The 16,614-nt window shown below is 69.1% G+C and carries 18 protein-coding genes; 8 read left to right on the top strand and 10 right to left on the bottom strand.

From position 1 onward, the window contains the following. Positions 1-13: 13 nt before the first annotated feature. From bglX to M8R19_RS24175, 6 genes are all read right to left on the bottom strand, one after another. Positions 14-2,302: a beta-glucosidase BglX gene (gene bglX / locus M8R19_RS24200; RefSeq protein WP_074976777.1), complete on the bottom strand. Its 2,289-nt coding sequence runs from the start codon at positions 2,300-2,302 to the stop codon at positions 14-16. A 215-nt stretch (positions 2,303-2,517) separates the two neighbouring features. Continuing rightward, the gene (gene scpB, locus M8R19_RS24195) at positions 2,518-3,507 is read right to left on the bottom strand and encodes an SMC-Scp complex subunit ScpB (RefSeq protein ID WP_074976294.1); all 990 of its coding nucleotides are present in this window, start codon (positions 3,505-3,507) and stop codon (positions 2,518-2,520) included. 83 nt (positions 3,508-3,590) lie between these two features. Further along, positions 3,591-4,568, bottom strand: a complete 978-nt coding sequence (locus M8R19_RS24190; RefSeq protein ID WP_074976296.1) for a segregation and condensation protein A — start codon at positions 4,566-4,568, stop codon at positions 3,591-3,593. Positions 4,569-4,952: 384 nt separating this feature from the next. Further along, entirely contained in the window at positions 4,953-6,167 is a 1,215-nt protein-coding gene (locus M8R19_RS24185; protein WP_074976299.1) for a tryptophan--tRNA ligase, read from the bottom strand. Positions 6,168-6,207: 40 nt separating this feature from the next. Then, entirely contained in the window at positions 6,208-6,837 is a 630-nt protein-coding gene (locus tag M8R19_RS24180; protein ID WP_074976301.1) for an L-threonylcarbamoyladenylate synthase, read from the bottom strand. Further along, on the bottom strand, positions 6,834-7,703 hold the full coding sequence (locus tag M8R19_RS24175) for a PHP domain-containing protein (RefSeq protein ID WP_074976779.1): 870 nt from the start codon (positions 7,701-7,703) through the stop codon (positions 6,834-6,836). The genes M8R19_RS24180 and M8R19_RS24175 overlap by 4 nt, the downstream gene beginning before the upstream one ends. Before the next feature lie 147 nt (positions 7,704-7,850). On the opposite strand from M8R19_RS24175, the gene M8R19_RS24170 reads away from it, so the two are divergent. The 7 genes from M8R19_RS24170 to M8R19_RS24140 all read left to right on the top strand — a co-directional run bounded on the left by M8R19_RS24170 (position 7,851) and on the right by M8R19_RS24140 (position 12,504). Further along, positions 7,851-8,447 carry a septation protein A gene (locus M8R19_RS24170; RefSeq protein ID WP_009620899.1) on the top strand — a complete coding sequence of 199 codons (597 nt, stop codon included), beginning with the start codon at positions 7,851-7,853 and terminating at the stop codon, positions 8,445-8,447. A gap of 1 nt (position 8,448) precedes the next feature. Further along, a complete protein-coding gene (locus tag M8R19_RS24165; protein ID WP_043319343.1) occupies positions 8,449-8,748 on the top strand; it encodes a YciI family protein in 300 nt (99 codons plus the stop codon). A 118-nt stretch (positions 8,749-8,866) separates the two neighbouring features. Further along, complete coding sequence (locus tag M8R19_RS24160; protein WP_064582363.1) at positions 8,867-9,280, top strand: SH3 domain-containing protein; 414 nt, start codon at positions 8,867-8,869, stop codon at positions 9,278-9,280. 14 nt (positions 9,281-9,294) lie between these two features. Continuing rightward, positions 9,295-9,972 carry a response regulator transcription factor gene (locus M8R19_RS24155; RefSeq protein WP_058488823.1) on the top strand — a complete coding sequence of 226 codons (678 nt, stop codon included), beginning with the start codon at positions 9,295-9,297 and terminating at the stop codon, positions 9,970-9,972. A 140-nt stretch (positions 9,973-10,112) separates the two neighbouring features. Further along, positions 10,113-10,574 carry a Spy/CpxP family protein refolding chaperone gene (locus tag M8R19_RS24150; protein WP_116425663.1) on the top strand — a complete coding sequence of 154 codons (462 nt, stop codon included), beginning with the start codon at positions 10,113-10,115 and terminating at the stop codon, positions 10,572-10,574. 94 nt (positions 10,575-10,668) lie between these two features. Further along, positions 10,669-12,009, top strand: coding sequence for a sensor histidine kinase (locus tag M8R19_RS24145; RefSeq protein WP_249920224.1), 1,341 nt, complete (start codon positions 10,669-10,671; stop codon positions 12,007-12,009). 15 nt (positions 12,010-12,024) lie between these two features. Then, on the top strand, positions 12,025-12,504 hold the full coding sequence (locus M8R19_RS24140; RefSeq protein WP_249919152.1) for a hypothetical protein: 480 nt from the start codon (positions 12,025-12,027) through the stop codon (positions 12,502-12,504). Here the strand turns inward: M8R19_RS24140 and M8R19_RS24135 are convergent. Further along, entirely contained in the window at positions 12,485-13,045 is a 561-nt protein-coding gene (locus tag M8R19_RS24135; protein ID WP_009620892.1) for a nitroreductase family protein, read from the bottom strand. The genes M8R19_RS24140 and M8R19_RS24135 overlap by 20 nt on opposite strands. Before the next feature lie 418 nt (positions 13,046-13,463). Beyond that, positions 13,464-13,841 (bottom strand): YkgJ family cysteine cluster protein, encoded by a 378-nt coding sequence (locus tag M8R19_RS24130; RefSeq protein ID WP_249919151.1) that lies wholly within the window; start codon positions 13,839-13,841, stop codon positions 13,464-13,466. Between the two features lie 152 nt (positions 13,842-13,993). Here M8R19_RS24130 and M8R19_RS24125 point away from each other — a divergent pair, with 152 nt between their 5' ends. After that, positions 13,994-15,448: a TrkH family potassium uptake protein gene (locus M8R19_RS24125; protein ID WP_249919150.1), complete on the top strand. Its 1,455-nt coding sequence runs from the start codon at positions 13,994-13,996 to the stop codon at positions 15,446-15,448. Between the two features lie 6 nt (positions 15,449-15,454). Here M8R19_RS24125 and M8R19_RS24120 read toward each other — a convergent pair whose 3' ends face one another. Both M8R19_RS24120 and fliJ read right to left on the bottom strand, forming a co-directional pair. Further along, positions 15,455-16,105, bottom strand: a complete 651-nt coding sequence (locus tag M8R19_RS24120; RefSeq protein ID WP_058488820.1) for a DUF1345 domain-containing protein — start codon at positions 16,103-16,105, stop codon at positions 15,455-15,457. Positions 16,106-16,144: 39 nt separating this feature from the next. Beyond that, positions 16,145-16,588 carry a flagellar export protein FliJ gene (fliJ, locus tag M8R19_RS24115; RefSeq protein WP_043267636.1) on the bottom strand — a complete coding sequence of 148 codons (444 nt, stop codon included), beginning with the start codon at positions 16,586-16,588 and terminating at the stop codon, positions 16,145-16,147. Positions 16,589-16,614 lie beyond the last annotated feature (26 nt).

Genomic DNA, 16,614 nt, shown 5'->3' with positions numbered 1-16,614 from the left:
TCGGCAAGCCGGCTCAGAGCAGGGTGAACTGGCCTTCCTTCACATCATCCGAGTCCAGGCCGATCATCACCTTGAACTCGCCCGGTTCCGAGGCGTAGCGCAGGTTGCTGTCGTAGAAGCGCAGGTCTTCCTCGCGAATCGGGAATTCCACCACCTTCGACTCGCCCGGCTGCAGCATGACCTTGCGGAAGCCCTTGAGCTCCTTCACCGGACGGCTGATGGAAGCCACCTCGTCGCGCAGGTACAGCTGCACCACGGTCTCGCCGGCGCGCTTGCCGGTGTTCTTCACCGTCACCCACGCCTTCAGGGTGTCACCCTTGTGCAGCTTCGGGCTGGACATCTGCACGTCGGAAACGCTGAAGCGGGTGTAGCTCAGGCCGTAGCCGAAGGGGTACAGCGGGCCGTTCTGCGAGTCGAAGTAGCGCGAGGTGTACTTGTTCGGGTGCTCGTGGTCGAACGGGCGGCCGGTGTTGAGGTGGTTGTAGTAGATCGGGATCTGCCCCACCGAGCGCGGGAAAGTCATCGGCAGCTTGCCCGAGGGGTTGTAGTCGCCGAACAGCACGTCGGCGATGGCGTTGCCGCCCTCGGTGCCGCTGAACCAGGTCTCCAGCACCGCGTCGGCGTTCGCGGTTTCCCAACGCAGGTCCAGCGGGCGGCCATTCATCAGCACCAGCACCAGCGGCTTGCCGGTGGCCTTCAGCGCCTTGAGCAGGTCGTACTGGCTCTGGGCGATGTGCAAGTTGGTCTTGCTCGATGCCTCGTGGGCCATGCCCTGGGCCTCGCCGATCGCCGCCACGATCACGTCGGCCTGCCTGGCCTTGGCCACCGCCTCGTCGATCATTGCCTGCGGGCTGCGCGGGTCGATCTTCACGTCCTCGTTGTATTCGTTGAGGTACTTGATGATCTCTTCGTCATTGGTGACGTTGGCGCCCTTCGCGTACAGCAGCGCGGCCTTGCCGCGGGTGGCGTGGCCCATGCCTTCGAGCAGGGTCACCGCCTGGAAGGCCTTGCCGGCGGCGGACCAGCTGCCCATCACGTCGCGCTTGCTGTCAGCCAGCGGGCCGACCAGGGCGATGGTGCCGCCGCGCTTGAGCGGCAGCACGTCGCCTTCGTTCTTCAGCAGCACCATGCCGCGGCGCGCCACGTCGCGGGCCTCGGCGCGGTGCAGGCGGCTTTCGGCGTCGGTGTCGAGCGGGTCGGCGCCCTGCAGGTAGCGGTACGGGTCCTTGAACAGGCCCATGTCCCACTTGGCCGCCAGCACGTCGCGGCAGGCGCGGTCGATGTCGGCCTGGGTGATGGCCCCGGTCTTGAGCAGCTCCGGCAGCTCCTTGCCGTAGAGGTCGTCGTTCATGTTCATCTCGACGCCCGCGGTCATCGCCAGGCGCGCGGCCTCGCGCGGTTCGCCGGCGACGCCGTGCTTGATCAGCTCCATCACCGCGCCATGGTCGCTGAGCAGCACGCCCTTGTAGCCCCACTGCTTGCGCAACACGTCCTGCAGCAGCCACTTGTTGGCGGTGGCCGGCACGCCGTTGACGCTGTTCAGCGAGACCATCACCGCGCCGGCGCCGGCGTCGATGGCCGCGCGGTACGGCGGCAGGTAGTCCTGGAACATGCGCGGCAGGCTCATGTCCACGGTGTTGTAGTCGCGCCCGCCTTCGCCGGCGCCGTACAGGGCGAAGTGCTTGACCCCGGCCATGATGGTGCCCGGCTGGTCCAGGCCCTTGCCCTGGTAGGCCTTGACCACGGTCCCGGCGATGCGGCTGACCAGGTAGGTGTCCTCGCCGAAGCCTTCGGACACGCGCCCCCAGCGCGGGTCGCGGGCGATATCGACGGTGGGCGAGTAGGTCAGGTTGAGGCCGTCGGCGCTGGCTTCCAGAGCGGCGATGCGCGCGCTGGTAGCGACCGCGTCCATGTCCCAGCTGGCGGCCAGGCCCAGGCCGATGGGGAACACGGTGCGATGGCCGTGGACCACGTCGTAGGCGAAGAACAGCGGGATTTTCAGGCGGCTGCGCATGGCCGCGTCCTGCAGGTCGCGGATGCCCGGGCGGACCACGGTGTTGAAGATGGCGCCGGTATTGCCGGTCTTGATCTCTTCCAGCAGCACCGGCTTGGGATGCTCGGGGCCGACGCTGACCAGGCGCAGTTGGCCGATCTTCTCGTCCTGCGTCATCTGCTGCATCAGTTGGCTGATGAAGGCGTCCTTGGACTGCCCCGGCAGCGGAACCGCCGGCCCCTCGGCAGCGAACAGGGAAACGCTGTTCAACCCCAGCAGGAGGCCGAGGCAGAGGTGTGTTCTCTTCATTATGTATGCGCACTCAGTGGCCCGCGCCAGGGCGGCGGCCGACTGTTGAATGTTGGAAGGATCGATGACGGCCATGCCCGGCGCTGTTCCGGCGGCTCCCCCAGGTGCTGCCGCCGGCGCCCGTGCGGCGCGGCACATAAGGTCGTCCCGCGCGCGATGGAAGTCAACGGTTGAAAGCTTTCAGGGGCGGCGCCCCCGACTTTCGGACGCGCGGATCAGTGGTCGCGTTCCCTGGCCATGGCCTCGAGTTCCTCACGCATGGCCTCGGCCAGGGCGCGCTCCTCGTCGTATTCCTCGGCCTCGGGCGCCGGCGCGGCGGGCTCTGCGGCGGGTTCCGGGGCTACCTCGACGGCGTCGTCGGGCGCTGCCGGAGGGGCTTCTTCGGCCGCTGCTGGGTCGTCCACGGCGTCCGCTTCGGCGACCGGCGGCGGTTCGATCAGGTCGTCGAAGTCGGTCTTCAGGCCCTGCTCCATCTCGTCCAGTTCGGCCAGCAGGCTGCGGAAGCTGGTTTCCTCGGGCTTCTCCTCCGGCGGCGCGGCTTCCGGCTCCTCGCCGGCCTCGCGCAGCGCCTGGTCGGCCAGGGCCTGGATGGATGCCGGCACGTAGTCCTCATCGAGGATCGGGCTGGGCAGGTGGACCGGCACCAGTTGCACGTCTTCCGGCTCGGCTTCCATCTCGCGCAGCTCGGCCAGCGGCGGCAGCTCTTCCAGGCTCTTGAGGTTGAAGTAGTCGAGGAAGGTGCGGGTGGTGGCGAGCATCGCCGGGCGCCCCGGCACCTCGCGGTAGCCGACGATGCGGATCCACTCGCGCTCCATCAGCGTCTTGACGATCTGGGTGTTCACCGCCACGCCGCGGATGTCCTCGATCTCGCCGCGGGTGATGGGCTGGCGGTAGGCGATCAGCGCCAGGGTTTCCAGCAGCGCGCGGGAGTAGCGCTGCGGGCGCTCCTCCCATAGCCGGCCGACCCAGGGTGAGAGCGGCTCGCGGATCTGCAGGCGGTAGCCGCTGGCCACTTCCTTGAGTTCGAAGGCGCGCCCGGCGCAGGACAGCGACAGGATCGCCAGGGCGTCGCGGAATTGCTGCGGCTCCGGGCGCTCGGCCTCCTCGAACAGCTCGCCGAGGCGCTCCAGCGACAGCGGCCGGCCGGAAGCCAGCAGGATGCCTTCGAGCAGGGTCGCCAGTTCGTGGGGGTCGGAGAGGTTCATCGGGTCGCTCGGTTCGGGTTGCGGGAATCGCCGGTCTGGCGGGAAAACTACTCAATGCGCGGCGCCAGGGCAACGCCGGCGGCTCAGAGCGGCTCTTCGTCGAAGTCCTCGGCGTCCGCCGTCTCGTCGAAGCCGCCGTCCTCGAAGGTCGGCTCCGGCGCCGGCGCCTCGACCGGCTCGAAGACGCCCTCGTCGCCCTCTTCCAGCTCCTCGAGCGGCGCTGCGCCCTCCTCCACCTCGATCCGGGCGCGCACGTGGATGGGCGCGAAGGCCTGGTTCTGCACCAGCTCCACCAGTTGTTCCTTGACCAGTTCCAGCACCGCCATGAAGGTCACCACCACGCCCAGGCGGCCTTCCTCGACGCTGAACAGCTCGATGAAGGGCACGAAGCCGGCGTCCTTGAGGCGTTCGAGGATTTCGCTCATGCGCTCGCGGGTGGAGAGCATCTCGCGGGTCACCTGGTGGCTCTCGAACAGGTCGGCGCGGCGCAGCACCTCGGCCATGCACAGCATCAGCTCCTGCATGTCCACCTGCGGCAACAGCTTGCGCGCCTTGGCCTCCGGCGCCGCCACGGTCGGCACCACGTAGTCGCGGCCCTGGCGCGGCAGGCCGTCGAGGTCCTCGGCGGCCTGCTTGAAGCGCTCGTATTCCTGCAGGCGGCGGATCAGCTCGGCGCGCGGGTCTTCCTCGTCCTCCTCGGCCTCGGCCGAGCGCGGCAGCAGCATGCGCGACTTGATCTCGGCGAGCATGGCGGCCATCACCAGGTATTCGGCGGCCAGCTCCAGGCGCACCGACTTCATCAGCTCGACGTAGGTCATGTACTGGCGGGTGATTTCCGCCACCGGAATGTCGAGGACGTCGATGTTCTGCTTGCGGATCAGGTACAGCAGCAGGTCGAGCGGGCCTTCGAAGGCTTCGAGGAAGACCTCCAGGGCGTCCGGCGGGATGTACAGGTCCTGGGGCAGCTCGGTGACCGCCTCGCCATAGACGAGCGCCAGCTGCACCGGTTCGCGATATTCGGCGGGGCTGGGCGGGGTTTGCGGCTCGTTCAGGTCGCTCATCGGCCTCTCGTCGGGCGGGGCGGGCTCAGAGCGGCATTATCCCTGCTTTTCAGCGGCGATGGTGAGGGAATTGGACGGAATGGCGCCCACCCACACCATCCCCTGTAGGAGCGCGCCCTGCGCGCGAATCGCGGGCAGGGCCCGCTCCTACAGGTTGCACGGTATTCCTCCCCCGTAGGAGCGGACCTTGTCCGCGATAGCCGGAACCGCCGGCGCGATTCGCGGATGAGATCCGCTCCTACGCTGCCCCACCCACGCCATTTCCCTGTAGGAGCGAGCTTGCTCGCGAACCGCATGGCACCGCGTTTGTTCGCGAGCAAGCTCGCTCCTACGAAAAGCCATGCTCGCCTGCAACGCAGGATTTTGTCCGCAATACCGGGCAACCTAGCGGTACACCAGCCCCATGGCCTGGCGCACTTCCACCAGGGTCTCGCGCGCCGCCTCGCGGGCGTGTTCGGCGCCCTCGGCGAGGATGCTGCGCACCAGTTCAGGGTTGTCCTCGTAGTCCTGGGCGCGCTCGCGGATCGGCGCCAGTTCCTGGTTGATCGACTCGATCAGCGGCCGTTTGCAGTCCAGGCAGCCGATGCCGGCGCTGCTGCAGCCCTCCTGCACCCACTGGCGGCAGGCGTCGTCGGAGTAGATCAGGTGCCACTGCCACACCGGGCAGCGCTGCGGGTCGCCCGGGTCGTTGCGCCGCACCCGCGCCGGGTCGGTGGGCATGCGCGCGATCTTCTCCTCCACTTCCGCCGGGCTTTCGCGCAGGCTGATGGTGTTGTCGTGGGACTTGGACATCTTCTGCCCGTCCAGCCCCGGCATGCGCGAGGTGCTGCCGACCAGCGTCTGCGGCTCGGGCAGCAGCACGCGGCTGCTGCCTTCGAGGTAGCCGAACAGCCGCTCGCGGTCGCCGAGGGTCAGGTTCTGCTGCTCCTTGAGCAGTGCCCGCGCGGTTTCCAGGGCATCCTCGTCGCCCTGTTCCTGCCAGGCCTTGCGCAGGCTGCTGTAGAGCTTCGAGGTCCTCTTGCCCAGGCGTGCGACGGCGGCCTGGGCCTTGTCCTCGAAGTCCACCTCGCCGCCATAGAGGTGGTTGAAGCGCCGCGCCACCTCGCGGGCGAACTCGACGTGGGCCAGCTGGTCCGAGCCCACCGGCACCAGGCCGGCGCGGTAGACCAGGATGTCCGCCGCCTGCAGCAGCGGGTAACCGAGGAAGCCGTAGGTCGACAGGTCCTTGTGGCCGAGCTTTTCCTGCAGCTCCTTGTAGGTCGGCACCCGCTCCAGCCAGGGCAGCGGACAGATCATCGACAGCAGCAGGTGCAGCTCGGCGTGCTCGGGCACCTGGGACTGGATGAAGAGGGTCGCGGCGCTGGGGCTGACGCCCACCGCCAGCCAGTCCACGGCCATGTCGCGGACGTGCTGGCGGATCGGCCCGACGTCATCGTACTCGGTGGTCAGGGCGTGCCAGTCGACGATGGAGAAGAAGCATTCGTACTCGTGCTGCAGGCGCACCCAGTTCCGCAGCACGCCGTGCAGGTGGCCCAGGTGCAGGCGCCCGGTGGGGCGCATGCCGGACAGCACACGGCGCTGGGATTCGACATTGCTCAAGCGCGGGACCTCGGCAAGGGCGGCAGTATGGAAGAGCGCTTCAGGCGTAGGCCTCGAAGGGGGCCGGGTCGCCGCAGCCGACGCGCACCACCTCCGGCTCCTCGCCGGTGAGGTTGATCACCGTGGAAGCCTCGACGCCGCCGTAGCCGCCGTCCAGCACCAGGTCCACCTGGTGTTCCAGCGCGCCGCGCATTTCATAGGGGTCGCTCATCGGCTCGGTCTCGCCGGGCATGATCAGGCTCACGCTCATCAGCGGCTCGCCCAGCTCCTGCAGCAGCGCCTGGGCGATCGGGCAGGCCGGCACGCGCAGGCCGATGGTGCGGCGCTTGGGGTGCAGCAGCATGCGCGGCACCTCGCGGGTGGCGTCGAGGATGAAGGTGTAGGGCCCCGGCGTGTGGGCCTTGAGCAGGCGGAACAGGCGGGTGTCGACCTTGGCGTACAGGCCCAGCTCGGACAGGTCACGGCACACCAGGGTGAAGTTGTGCTTGTCGTCGAGCTTGCGCAGCCGGCGGATGCGCTCCACCGCGCCCTTCTCGCCCAGGCGGCAGCCCAGGGCGTAGGAGGAGTCGGTGGGATAGGCGATCACCCCGCCCTGGCGGACGATCTCCACCGCCTGCTTGATCAGGCGTGGCTGGGGGTTTTCCGGGTGGACCTGGAAGAACTGGCTCATGAAGTCTCCTCGAGGGCCCGGGCCGCGCCGGCGAAGCGCGTCCACAAGGGCGGAAGGTCGTCCGGCACGGGCCGGTACAGCCCCAGCTCCGACCAGTCGCTGGGGCCGTGGAAATCGCTGCCGGCGCTGACCAGCAGGCCGAATTCGCGGGCCAGGATGCTCAGCACGCCGACCTGCTCGGCCGGCTGCAGGCCGTTGACCACTTCGATGGCGTGGCCGCCGGCGTCGATGAAGTCGGCAATCAGCTTGCGCCGCTTGGTGCGGGTGAAATCGTACTGGTAGGGGTGCGCCAGGCTGACCCAGGCGCCCGCCGCGCGCAGGGTGCCCACCGCCTCGGCGAGGCTCGGCCAGTGCTGCTTGACGTCGCCCAGCTTGCCGGCGCCCAACCACTTGCGGAAGGCTTCGGCGCGCTCGGCGACGTGACCGGCGCGCACCAGGAACTCGGCGAAGTGTGGGCGCGCCGGGGCATTTTCACTGTCGCCCAGCTCGCGCTGGACGGCCCGCGCGCCCTCGAAGGCGCCGGGCATGCCCTTGGCTTCCAGGCGCCGGCCGATCTCCTCGGCTCGCGCCCAGCGCCCGCGGTGCAGGTCATCGAGGGCGCGAACCAGTGGCTCGGCGGCGCTGTCGAAGGCGTAACCCAGGACGTGGATGGTCGCCCCGCCCCAGGTGCAGGACAGCTCCACGCCGTTGACCAGGGTCACCCCCAGCGCCTCGGCGGCGGCGCGCGCCTCGGGCAAACCTTCCAGGGTGTCGTGGTCGCTCAGGGCGAGCAGGCGTACGCCGCGCTGGTGCGCGCGGGCCACCACGGCGGCGGGCGGCAGCTGGCCGTCGGAGGCGGTGCTATGGCAATGCAGGTCGACACGCATGGGCATACCGGGACGGGTTTTACTTCTGTATAGACGCTGCGCGGCGGCGATTCACGGCGTGCGAGCGCAACGGCACGAGACGGGTGACTATTTCAGTTCTTCCGCAGGTTGGTATTATGCCGCCACAACTGGGCTCTGGCTGCCGTAATGAAGCAATTCATCGATTTCATCCCCCTCATCCTGTTCTTCATCGTCTACAAGCTGGACCCGCGCACGGTCGAACTCGCCGGACACTCCTTCAGCCTGGGCGGCATCTACAGCGCCACGGCGGTGCTGATCGCCTCCTCGGTGGTGGTCTACGGCGCGCTGCTGATCAAGCAGCGCAAGCTGGACAAGGGCCAGTGGCTGACCCTGGCCGCCTGCCTGGTGTTCGGCGGCATGACCCTGGCCTTCCACAGCGAGACCTTCCTCAAGTGGAAGGCCCCGGTGGTCAACTGGCTGTTCGCCCTGGGCTTCCTCGGCAGCACCCTGGTGGGCGACCGCCGGCCGCTGATCCAGCGCATCATGGGCCATGCCGTGCACCTGCCGGAACCGATCTGGCAGCGCCTGAACCTGGCCTGGGTTCTGTTCTTCGTGTTCTGCGGCTGCGTCCAGCTGTTCGTCGCCTTCACCTTCGAGCGTTTCTGGGTGGACTTCAAGGTGTTCGGCAGCCTGGGCATGACCCTGCTCTTCCTGATCGGCCAGGGCGTGTTCCTGGCCCGCCACATGCACGACGCCCCAACCGGCGAAAAGCCCAAGGACTGACATGCTCTACGCAATCATCGCCCGCGACATCACCGCTTCCCAAGAACGCCGCCTGGCCGCGCGGCCGGCGCACCTGGCCCGCCTCGAGCAGCTCAAGGACGAGGGCCGCCTGGTCCTGGCCGGGCCGCACCCGGCGATCGACAGCCCCGATCCGGGCGCGGCCGGCTTCACCGGCAGCCTGATCGTCGCCGAGTTCGAGTCGCTGGCCGCCGCCCAGGCCTGGGCCGATGCCGACCCGTACCGCGCCGCCGGCGTCTATGCCGAAGTCGTGGTCAAGCCGTTCAAGAAAGTCCTGCCGTAAACCGGCGAGCGGCGGCGTACGGACGGCGCCGCATGGCCGGACACACAGGCCCGGCCCCGCGACCGGACAGCGCCCGGAGCGCGGTGCCCGGCGGCTCATCAGCGTACAAGGAGTTCCGATGTCCCGACGTCATCTGCTGCCCCTGCTGTTCTGCCTGAGCCTGCCGCTCGCCGCCCACGGCGAGGAGCCCGTCACCGACGACCCCGGCGCCATGCCGGCTCCCACTGCCGCGCCGGCCCCGGCCAGCGACGACTTCGCCCAACTGCAACAGCGCCTGGACGAGAGCGAGAAGCAGCGCGCCGACCTCGCCGCGCAGCTGCAAGGGGCGGAAAGCGCCGTGGTGGGCCACCTGCGCCAGGAAAACCAGCGCCTGAAGCTGCAATTGCGCGAGCTGCAGGCCCAACAACCGCCGCGCCTGCTCAGCGACGAGCAGACCTGGTTCGCGACCGGCGGCGCCGTCGCCCTCGTCGCCTTCGTCCTCGGCGCCCTGAGCCGCGGCCGTCGCCGCCGGCGGCGCGAATGGATCAACTGAAAGAAGCCCGAGCAATGAGTGAGCTGCTGCTGATCGACGACGACCGTGAACTGTGCGAACTGCTGTGCACCTGGCTGACCCAGGAAGGCTTCAGCGTGCGCGCCAGCCACGATGGCGGCGCGGCCCGTAGCGCCCTGGCCAGCCGCACGCCGGACGCCGTGGTGCTGGACGTGATGCTGCCCGACGGCAGCGGCCTGGAGCTGCTCAAGCAGCTGCGCAGCGAGCACCCCGACCTGCCGGTGCTGATGCTCTCGGCCCGCGGCGAGCCGCTGGACCGCATCCTCGGCCTGGAACTGGGCGCCGACGACTACCTGGCCAAGCCGTGCGATCCGCGCGAACTGACCGCGCGCCTGCGCGCCGTGCTGCGCCGCAGCCATCCAGCGCAGCCCAGCGCCCAGGTCGACCTCGGCGACCTGAGCCTGAACCTGGCCCGCGGCGTGGCCAGCGTCGCCGGCCAGGAGGTCAGCCTGACGCTGTCCGAGAGCCGCATCCTCGAGGCGCTGCTGCGCCAGCCCGGCGAGCCGCTGGACAAGCAGGCCCTGGCGCAGATCGCCCTGGGCCGCAAGCTGACGCTCTACGACCGCAGCCTGGACATGCACGTGAGCAACCTGCGCAAGAAGCTCGGCGCGCACCCGGACGGGCGTCCGCGCATCCTCGCCCTGCGCGGGCGCGGCTACTTCTACGCGCCCTGAGCGAACGGCCGGGAACCCCGCCCTAGAGCGGTAGACGCAATCTTTACCGAAGCTTTACCCGGCCCTGACCGCCCTTGACCTTGCCATCCCTAGACTGGGCACATCCGGTTCAGAAACCGGTCCACGAAAGGAGAAGATTCATGCGCAAGACCCTCACCGCACTGATGTTCGCCGCCGCCCTGCCGACCCTGGCCATGGCCGCTACCCCGGCGCCGACCGACGTTCCCCCGCCGCCCGCCGGCGCCCCGATGATGGACGGCCACGGCCCGCGCTTCGGCCACGGCGACCGCGGCGGCCCGATGCGCGAGCTGAACCTGAGCAAGGAACAGCGCCAGCAGGTCGGCAAGCTGATGGGCGACTCGATGAAGAGCCGCCACGACATCACCGACAAGTACCTGAGCAAGCTGTCCGCCGCTGACCGCAAGGCCATGCAGGATGAACTCAAGGCCAGCCACGACAAGACGCAGAAGGACATCCGCGCGCTCCTGACGCCCGAACAGCAGAAGAAGTTCGACGAGCTGAAGACCCAGCGCGAACAGCGCAAGGCCGAATGGGCCGAGTTCCAGCAATGGAAAGCGCAGAAGGATGGCAAGACCAACTGATAGCGCCAGCCACGCGGGCGCCGGGCTCACCCCCGGCGCCTCGGCGTGCCCGCGCCCCTGACCCGAAACGGACATGCGACTGAACCGAAAGACCATGCGCTCGCTCTTCTGGCGAATCCTCGCCGCCTTCTGGCTCGCCCTGCTGCTGGTCGCCGGCCTGTCCATCCTGCTCGGCCGCGCGCTGAACCAGGACACCTGGATCATCGCCCGCTACCCCGGCATGCACGATCTCGCCCAGCAATGGACGCGGCTCTACGAAAACCAGGGTCCCGCCGCCGCCCAGCAGCTGCTGGAGCAACGCCGCCGCGACTACGACCTGTCGGTGCAGGTGCTCGACGAAAGCGGCCAGCGCCTGGTCGACGGCACCTACCTGCCGCGCCCGCCACGGCGCAACAACGACGAAGGTTTCGACCGCCGGAACCTGCCGCGCTTCCCCTGGCGCCAGCTCAGCCAGGAATACACCAGCGCGGACAGCGACCACACCTATCTGTTCATCTACCGGATTCCCCACGGCGCGCTGGAAGCCTGGCACCGCGGCAGCCTGTTGTGGCCGCTCAGCGCGCTGGGCATCGCCCTGGTGGTGCTGACCATCTTCAGCCTGCTGGTGACGCTTTCCATCACCCGCCCGCTCAACCGCCTGCGCCGCGCCGTGCACGACCTCGGGCAGACCGCCTACCAGCAGGACAGCCTGGCGCGCCTGGCCCGCCGCGGCGACGAGCTGGGCGTGCTGGCCCGCGACTTCAACCGCATGGGCGCGCGCCTGCAACGGCTGATCAGCAGCCAGCGCCAGCTGCTGCGCGACGTTTCCCACGAACTGCGTTCGCCGCTGGCGCGCCTGCGCATCGCCCTGGCCCTGGCCGAGCGCGCCAGCCCCGAACAGCGCGCCAGCATGTGGCCGCGCCTGGAGCAGGAGTGCGACCGCCTGGAAGCGCTGATCGCCGAAATCCTTGCCCTCGCCCGCCTGGACGCCGAGCCCGGGCCGACCAGCCGCGTCGAACTGCTGCCGCTGCTCGAACGCCTGCGCGAGGATGCCCAGTTGCTCGCCCCGGAACAGCACATCCAGTTGCAGGTCCCCGCCAACCTGGCCCTGGACGGCTGGCCCGACATGCTCGAACGGGCGCTGGACAACCTGCTGCGCAACGCCCTGCGCTTCAACCCGACGGACAAGCCGCTGGAAGTGGAGGCCGACAGCGACGGAGCGGTGCTGCGCGTCCGCGTCCGCGACCATGGCCCGGGAGCCGACGCCGAACACCTGGCGCAGCTGGGCGAGCCCTTCTTCCGCGCGCCCAACCAGGACAGCCCCGGCCACGGTCTGGGCCTGGCCATCGCCCGCCGCGCGGTGGAGCGCCACGCCGGCCGCCTGCGCCTGGCCAATCATCCCGACGGCGGTTTCGTCGCCACCCTGGAAATACCGCTGGCGCGCCACGCCGCCTGACCCCGGAGCCCGATCATGAACCTAGCCGCCGAATACCTGCCGTCCCCCTCCCCGGCCCTGCCGTTGGCGGCCGCCGGCCTGCCACGCGAGCGCCCGCGGGACGAGCCGCAGAGCCTGGTGCTGGCGGTGGAGCTGGGGCTGCTGGCGCAGCGCTGGTGGCGCCGCTGGCCGGAACTGCGCCTGAGCCTGCCGCGCGGCGGCACCTGGCCGCTGCACAGCTGGCCGCAGGCGCTGCACGAAGCCCTGGATGAATTGCTGGATACCGCGGTGGAATGGCAGCAGGACGCCGCCATCGTGCTGGAACCGCGCCTGGAGCGCGGCCTGCTGCGCCTGGACCTCGGCGGCACCGACGAACAGGCCCGGCGCTGGCTGCCCCGGGCCCTGCGCGCCGCCCAGCGCCTGGCCGCCTGGCAGGGCGGCCGGCTGCTCTGGCGGGCCGGCGGGGCGCGCTGGAAAGTCCGCCTGAGCCTGCCGCTCAGCCCCGCCAGGCGCTGACGAAGGCCGCCGGGTCCAGCGGCGCCGGCTGGCGCAGCTCACCCATGGGCGTACCCAGGTAGATGAAGCCGACGATGCGCTCGTTGGCCGCCAGGCCCAGCCCCTGGTGCACGACTGGATCGAAAGCCATGGCGCCGGTGCGCCACATGGCCCCCAGCCCCTCGACGAACGCCGCCTGGACGATGCCGTAGGCAGCACAGCCGGCGGCCAGCATCTGCTCGATCTCCGGCACCTTGGGGTGCTCCTGCAGGCGCGCGATGGCCACCACCAGGGTCGGCGCGCGCAACGGCATGGCGCGGGCCTTGGCCAGCGCCTCGGGGCTGGCGTCGGGTTGCTCGGCGCTCAGCGCGCGGGCGAACAACTCGCCCAGCTGCTGGCGCGCCTCGCCCTCCACCGTGAGGAAGCGCCACGGGCGCAACTGCCCATGATCCGGCGCGCGCAAGGCGACGCGGAACAGCCGCTCGAGCTGCCCGGCAGTGGGCGCCGGCTCGCCCAGGCGGGCATGGGATACACGGTTGACCAGCGCTTCGTAGGCCTCCATGGGCTACCTCCTGTACACACAAGGACGGCCATTGTAATCGCAAAGGCTTCTCATCTGTCTGCTCACCTGCAGCCAGGGTGCTTCGTATCCGTATAGGAGCGAGCTTGCTCGCGAACAGTTCTATCGGCGAACGCTGGTGTTCGTCCTGAGAACGCCCTCTCCCTAACCCTCTCCCTGAAGGGAGAGGGGACCGTTCGGCGCGTTTTGACAGTCCTGAGTCAGCCGGCAATTCCGAAGGCCTCCGGCTGAAACCACTCCTTCTCTCGGCACGGACAAGCCCCCTCTCCCTTCAGGGCGGGGCGCGCAGCCGAGGGTTGGGGAGAGGGAAGGGAGTCAATCCGAAACACGGGAGTCGCCGGCAAGCGCCCTTCGTGAGCAAGCTCGCTCCTACAGGGAGTCCAAAGTCATGCGCCCACAGTCAAGCCACCCGCTCCGGCGACGGCGTGATGATCGGCTGCAGCGGCGGCGTCAGCGGCGGCAGGCCGTAGGCGGCGCGGGCCGTGTCGCAGTTGGGGTTGTGCTGGCCGTCGACCCAGGAGGCCTCGAATTCCCGGCAGGTGCTGGAGCGCTGCTCGTAGACCGTGCAGCGCACGCCGCAACCGACCTCGCCCAGCAACCCCACGCAGCGCACCGGCTTGGCCTCGGTGCCGCGCATGGCGGCATGGTACGGGCCGACCTGCACCACCAGGTCGTCGGGTACGCTGCCGCCGGCGGAACGGCACTCGCCCCAGTAGAAGGACACACGGAAATGCGCGCAGCAGGCGCCACAGTTCAAACACGGATTGTCGATGGACATGATGTGCGAATGCACCAGAGGAAACCGGCGAGCGCCGGCGGGCAGCGCAGGATTCTAGCGATTGCGCAGCCGTTGTGAAGAGCCCTCCGGCGCGCTGCGCATCGCGCCGAGGGCAGGTACAATGGAGGGTTCATGTCCATCGAGTCCGCTTCATGGCGCTGCCGACACTACGCACCCTCGGATACATCATCGGCCTGTTCCTGATCACCCTGGCGGTGGCCATGCTGGTGCCCATGGCCACCCTGCTCTACTACCACCGCCCGCAGGAGCTTTCGCCCTACATCTGGTCGAGCCTGATCACCTTCAGCGCAGGCCTCGGGCTGGTCCTGCCGGGCCGCCCCGAGCAGGTCCACCTGCGCCCGCGGGACATGTACATGCTCACGGTGTCGAGCTGGGTGATCGTCTGCTTCTTCTCCGCCCTGCCCTTCATCATCGCCCGCCACATGAGCGTCACCGACGCTTTCTTCGAGAGCATGTCGGGTATCACCGCCACCGGCTCGACGGTGCTTTCCGGGCTGGACAAGATGTCGCCGGGCATCCTCATCTGGCGCTCGATGCTGCACTGGCTGGGCGGCATCGGCTTCATCGGCATGGCGGTGGCGATCCTGCCGATGCTGCGCATCGGCGGCATGCGCCTGTTCCAGACCGAATCCTCGGACCGCAGCGACAAGGTCATGCCGCGCTCGCACATGGTCGCCAAGTACATAGTCGCGGTGTACGTCGGCATCACCATCCTCGGCACCCTGGGCCTGTGGTGGGCCGGCATGGGCCTGTTCGACTCGCTCAACCACGCCATGTCGGCGATCTCCACCGGCGGTTTCTCCACCTCCGACCAGTCCCTGGCCAAGTGGCACCAGCCGGCGGTGCACTGGGTGGCGGTGGTGATCATGATCCTCGGCAGCCTGCCCTTCGCCCTCTACGTCGCCACCCTGCGCGGCCATCGCAAGGCGCTGCTCAGGGACAGCCAGGTGCACGGCTTCATCGGCCTGCTGGTATTCACCTGGCTGGTGATGGGCACCTGGTACGCCTTCAACTCCGACCTGTCCTGGCAGGACGCCTTGCGCATCGTCGCGGTGAACGTCACCTCGGTGGTCACCACCACCGGCTTCGCCCTGGGCGACTACAGCCTGTGGGGCCATTTCTCGATCATGGTGTTCTTCTACCTGGGCTTCATCGGCGGCTGTTCCGGCTCCACCGCCGGCGGCCTGAAGATCTTCCGCTTCCAGGTCGCCTACATCCTGCTCAAGTCCAGCCTGTACCAACTCATCCACCCGCGCGCGGTGCTGCGCCAGAGCTACAACGGCCACCGCCTGGACGAGGAGATCGTGCGTTCGATCCTGACCTTCTCGTTCTTCTTCGGCGCCACCGTCGGCGGCCTGGGCCTGGCCCTGACCTTCCTCGGCCTGGACTGGATGACCGCGCTGACCGGCGCCGCCAGCACCGTCTCCGGCGTCGGCCCGGGGATGGGCCCGGTGATCGGCCCCTCGGGCAACTTCGCACCGCTGCCGGACACCGCCAAGTGGCTGCTGTGCGCCGGCATGCTCGCCGGGCGCCTGGAGATCCTCACCGTGCTGGTGCTGTTCACCCCGGCCTTCTGGCGCCACTGAGGCGCGTCAGCCGAGGATGCCGGCGGCGATGTTGATGCTCAGGCCGAGGATCGCCGTGTTGTACAGGAAGCAGATGATCGACTGCGCCAGGGCCACCCGGCGCAGCGCCGGCGAGGCGATGGCCACGTCCGAGGTCTGCACGGCGACGCTGAGGGTGAAGGAGAAGTAGGCGAAGTCCCAGTAGTCCGGCTGCCGCCCGCGATCGGGGAACTGCAGCGGCGCCTCGCCATCCGCCGCCGTGTAGAACATGCGCGCGTAGTGCATGGCGAAGATGGTCCCGATGAGGAACCAGGAACCCAAAACCGTGCTGCCGGTGAAGGCGTAGCGCAGCAGCCGCTCGCTCCCCGGCAGCTGGCGCGCGCCGGCCAGCTCATAGACGATCGCCACCAGGCTGGCGATGGCCGCGGCGCTGACCAGCACCAGCACCGCCTGGGCGTTCTCGTCCTCGATGGCGGCCAGGCGCTGCACCTGGTCCGCCCCGGCGCGCAGGGCGAGCACGGTGATCAGCAGCACATAGCCCCAGGCGGCGACGTTCCAGCCGACCAGCGTGCGCATCAGCGGCGGCAGGTGGTAGCAGGCCAGCCCCAGCGCCAGGCCGGCGGCGCAGGCGAGGAGCAGGCGCGGATGGGTGTGCAGCAGGGTACGGCTGAGCAGCATGCGTGGCGTTCCAGGCGGGGGACCTGGGCTGAGCCTAGCTCAGTAGACCGGCGGCCGCAGGCGCTGGGCGAATTCGTCGAGCTGCTTCTGTTCCTGTTTGTCAGCCAGCAGCCGCGCTTCCTCGCGATAGCGTTCCACCAGCTTGCGCAGGCCTTCCAGGCGGGCGTACTTCTCCGACCAGGTGACACGCGCCTTCTCCACCACGTCCTGGTGCCAGGCCAGGCTGCGGTTCTGCTGCTCCACGGCGGTTTCCAGCTGCGCCAGGAAGCGTTGGTAGTCCAGCAGCCACTGGCCGCTGACGCCCTGGCGGCCGCGGTCGATCCACTGCTGCTGGTAGTCGGCGCGGAAACGCTCCAGCTCGGCCAGCTTGCGCTGCGCCTGGAGCAGTTGGTTCTGCGCCTGGCCGAGCTGGCGCGCGGCCTCGCGTTCGGCCTTCAGGGCCATTTCCACGACAGGAGCCAAACGGTCGGCGCGGCGATTCATGGCAGGCGGGCCTCAGGCATGATGCG

Source organism: Pseudomonas sp. R3.Fl (assembly GCF_023516765.1).
In the GTDB taxonomy this organism is placed as follows: domain Bacteria; phylum Pseudomonadota; class Gammaproteobacteria; order Pseudomonadales; family Pseudomonadaceae; genus Pseudomonas; species Pseudomonas citronellolis.
Note: the sequence above shows the minus strand (reverse complement) of the source record. Positions and strands in the feature narration are given on the sequence as shown.

Excerpts from the sequence above, each read along its gene's own strand:
- bglX (WP_074976777.1), bottom strand. The coding sequence starts at position 2,302 with ATGAAGAGAACACACCTCTGCCTCGGCCTCCTGCTGGGGTTGAACAGC.
- scpB (WP_074976294.1), bottom strand. The coding sequence starts at position 3,507 with ATGAACCTCTCCGACCCCCACGAACTGGCGACCCTGCTCGAAGGCATC.
- M8R19_RS24190 (WP_074976296.1), bottom strand. The coding sequence starts at position 4,568 with ATGAGCGACCTGAACGAGCCGCAAACCCCGCCCAGCCCCGCCGAATAT.
- M8R19_RS24180 (WP_074976301.1), bottom strand. The coding sequence starts at position 6,837 with ATGAGCCAGTTCTTCCAGGTCCACCCGGAAAACCCCCAGCCACGCCTG.
- M8R19_RS24175 (WP_074976779.1), bottom strand. The coding sequence starts at position 7,703 with ATGCGTGTCGACCTGCATTGCCATAGCACCGCCTCCGACGGCCAGCTG.
- M8R19_RS24170 (WP_009620899.1), top strand. The coding sequence starts at position 7,851 with ATGAAGCAATTCATCGATTTCATCCCCCTCATCCTGTTCTTCATCGTC.
- M8R19_RS24165 (WP_043319343.1), top strand. The coding sequence starts at position 8,449 with ATGCTCTACGCAATCATCGCCCGCGACATCACCGCTTCCCAAGAACGC.
- M8R19_RS24160 (WP_064582363.1), top strand. The coding sequence starts at position 8,867 with ATGTCCCGACGTCATCTGCTGCCCCTGCTGTTCTGCCTGAGCCTGCCG.
- M8R19_RS24155 (WP_058488823.1), top strand. The coding sequence starts at position 9,295 with ATGAGTGAGCTGCTGCTGATCGACGACGACCGTGAACTGTGCGAACTG.
- M8R19_RS24150 (WP_116425663.1), top strand. The coding sequence starts at position 10,113 with ATGCGCAAGACCCTCACCGCACTGATGTTCGCCGCCGCCCTGCCGACC.
- M8R19_RS24145 (WP_249920224.1), top strand. The coding sequence starts at position 10,669 with ATGCGCTCGCTCTTCTGGCGAATCCTCGCCGCCTTCTGGCTCGCCCTG.
- M8R19_RS24140 (WP_249919152.1), top strand. The coding sequence starts at position 12,025 with ATGAACCTAGCCGCCGAATACCTGCCGTCCCCCTCCCCGGCCCTGCCG.
- M8R19_RS24135 (WP_009620892.1), bottom strand. The coding sequence starts at position 13,045 with ATGGAGGCCTACGAAGCGCTGGTCAACCGTGTATCCCATGCCCGCCTG.
- M8R19_RS24130 (WP_249919151.1), bottom strand. The coding sequence starts at position 13,841 with ATGTCCATCGACAATCCGTGTTTGAACTGTGGCGCCTGCTGCGCGCAT.
- M8R19_RS24125 (WP_249919150.1), top strand. The coding sequence starts at position 13,994 with ATGGCGCTGCCGACACTACGCACCCTCGGATACATCATCGGCCTGTTC.
- M8R19_RS24120 (WP_058488820.1), bottom strand. The coding sequence starts at position 16,105 with ATGCTGCTCAGCCGTACCCTGCTGCACACCCATCCGCGCCTGCTCCTC.
- fliJ (WP_043267636.1), bottom strand. The coding sequence starts at position 16,588 with ATGAATCGCCGCGCCGACCGTTTGGCTCCTGTCGTGGAAATGGCCCTG.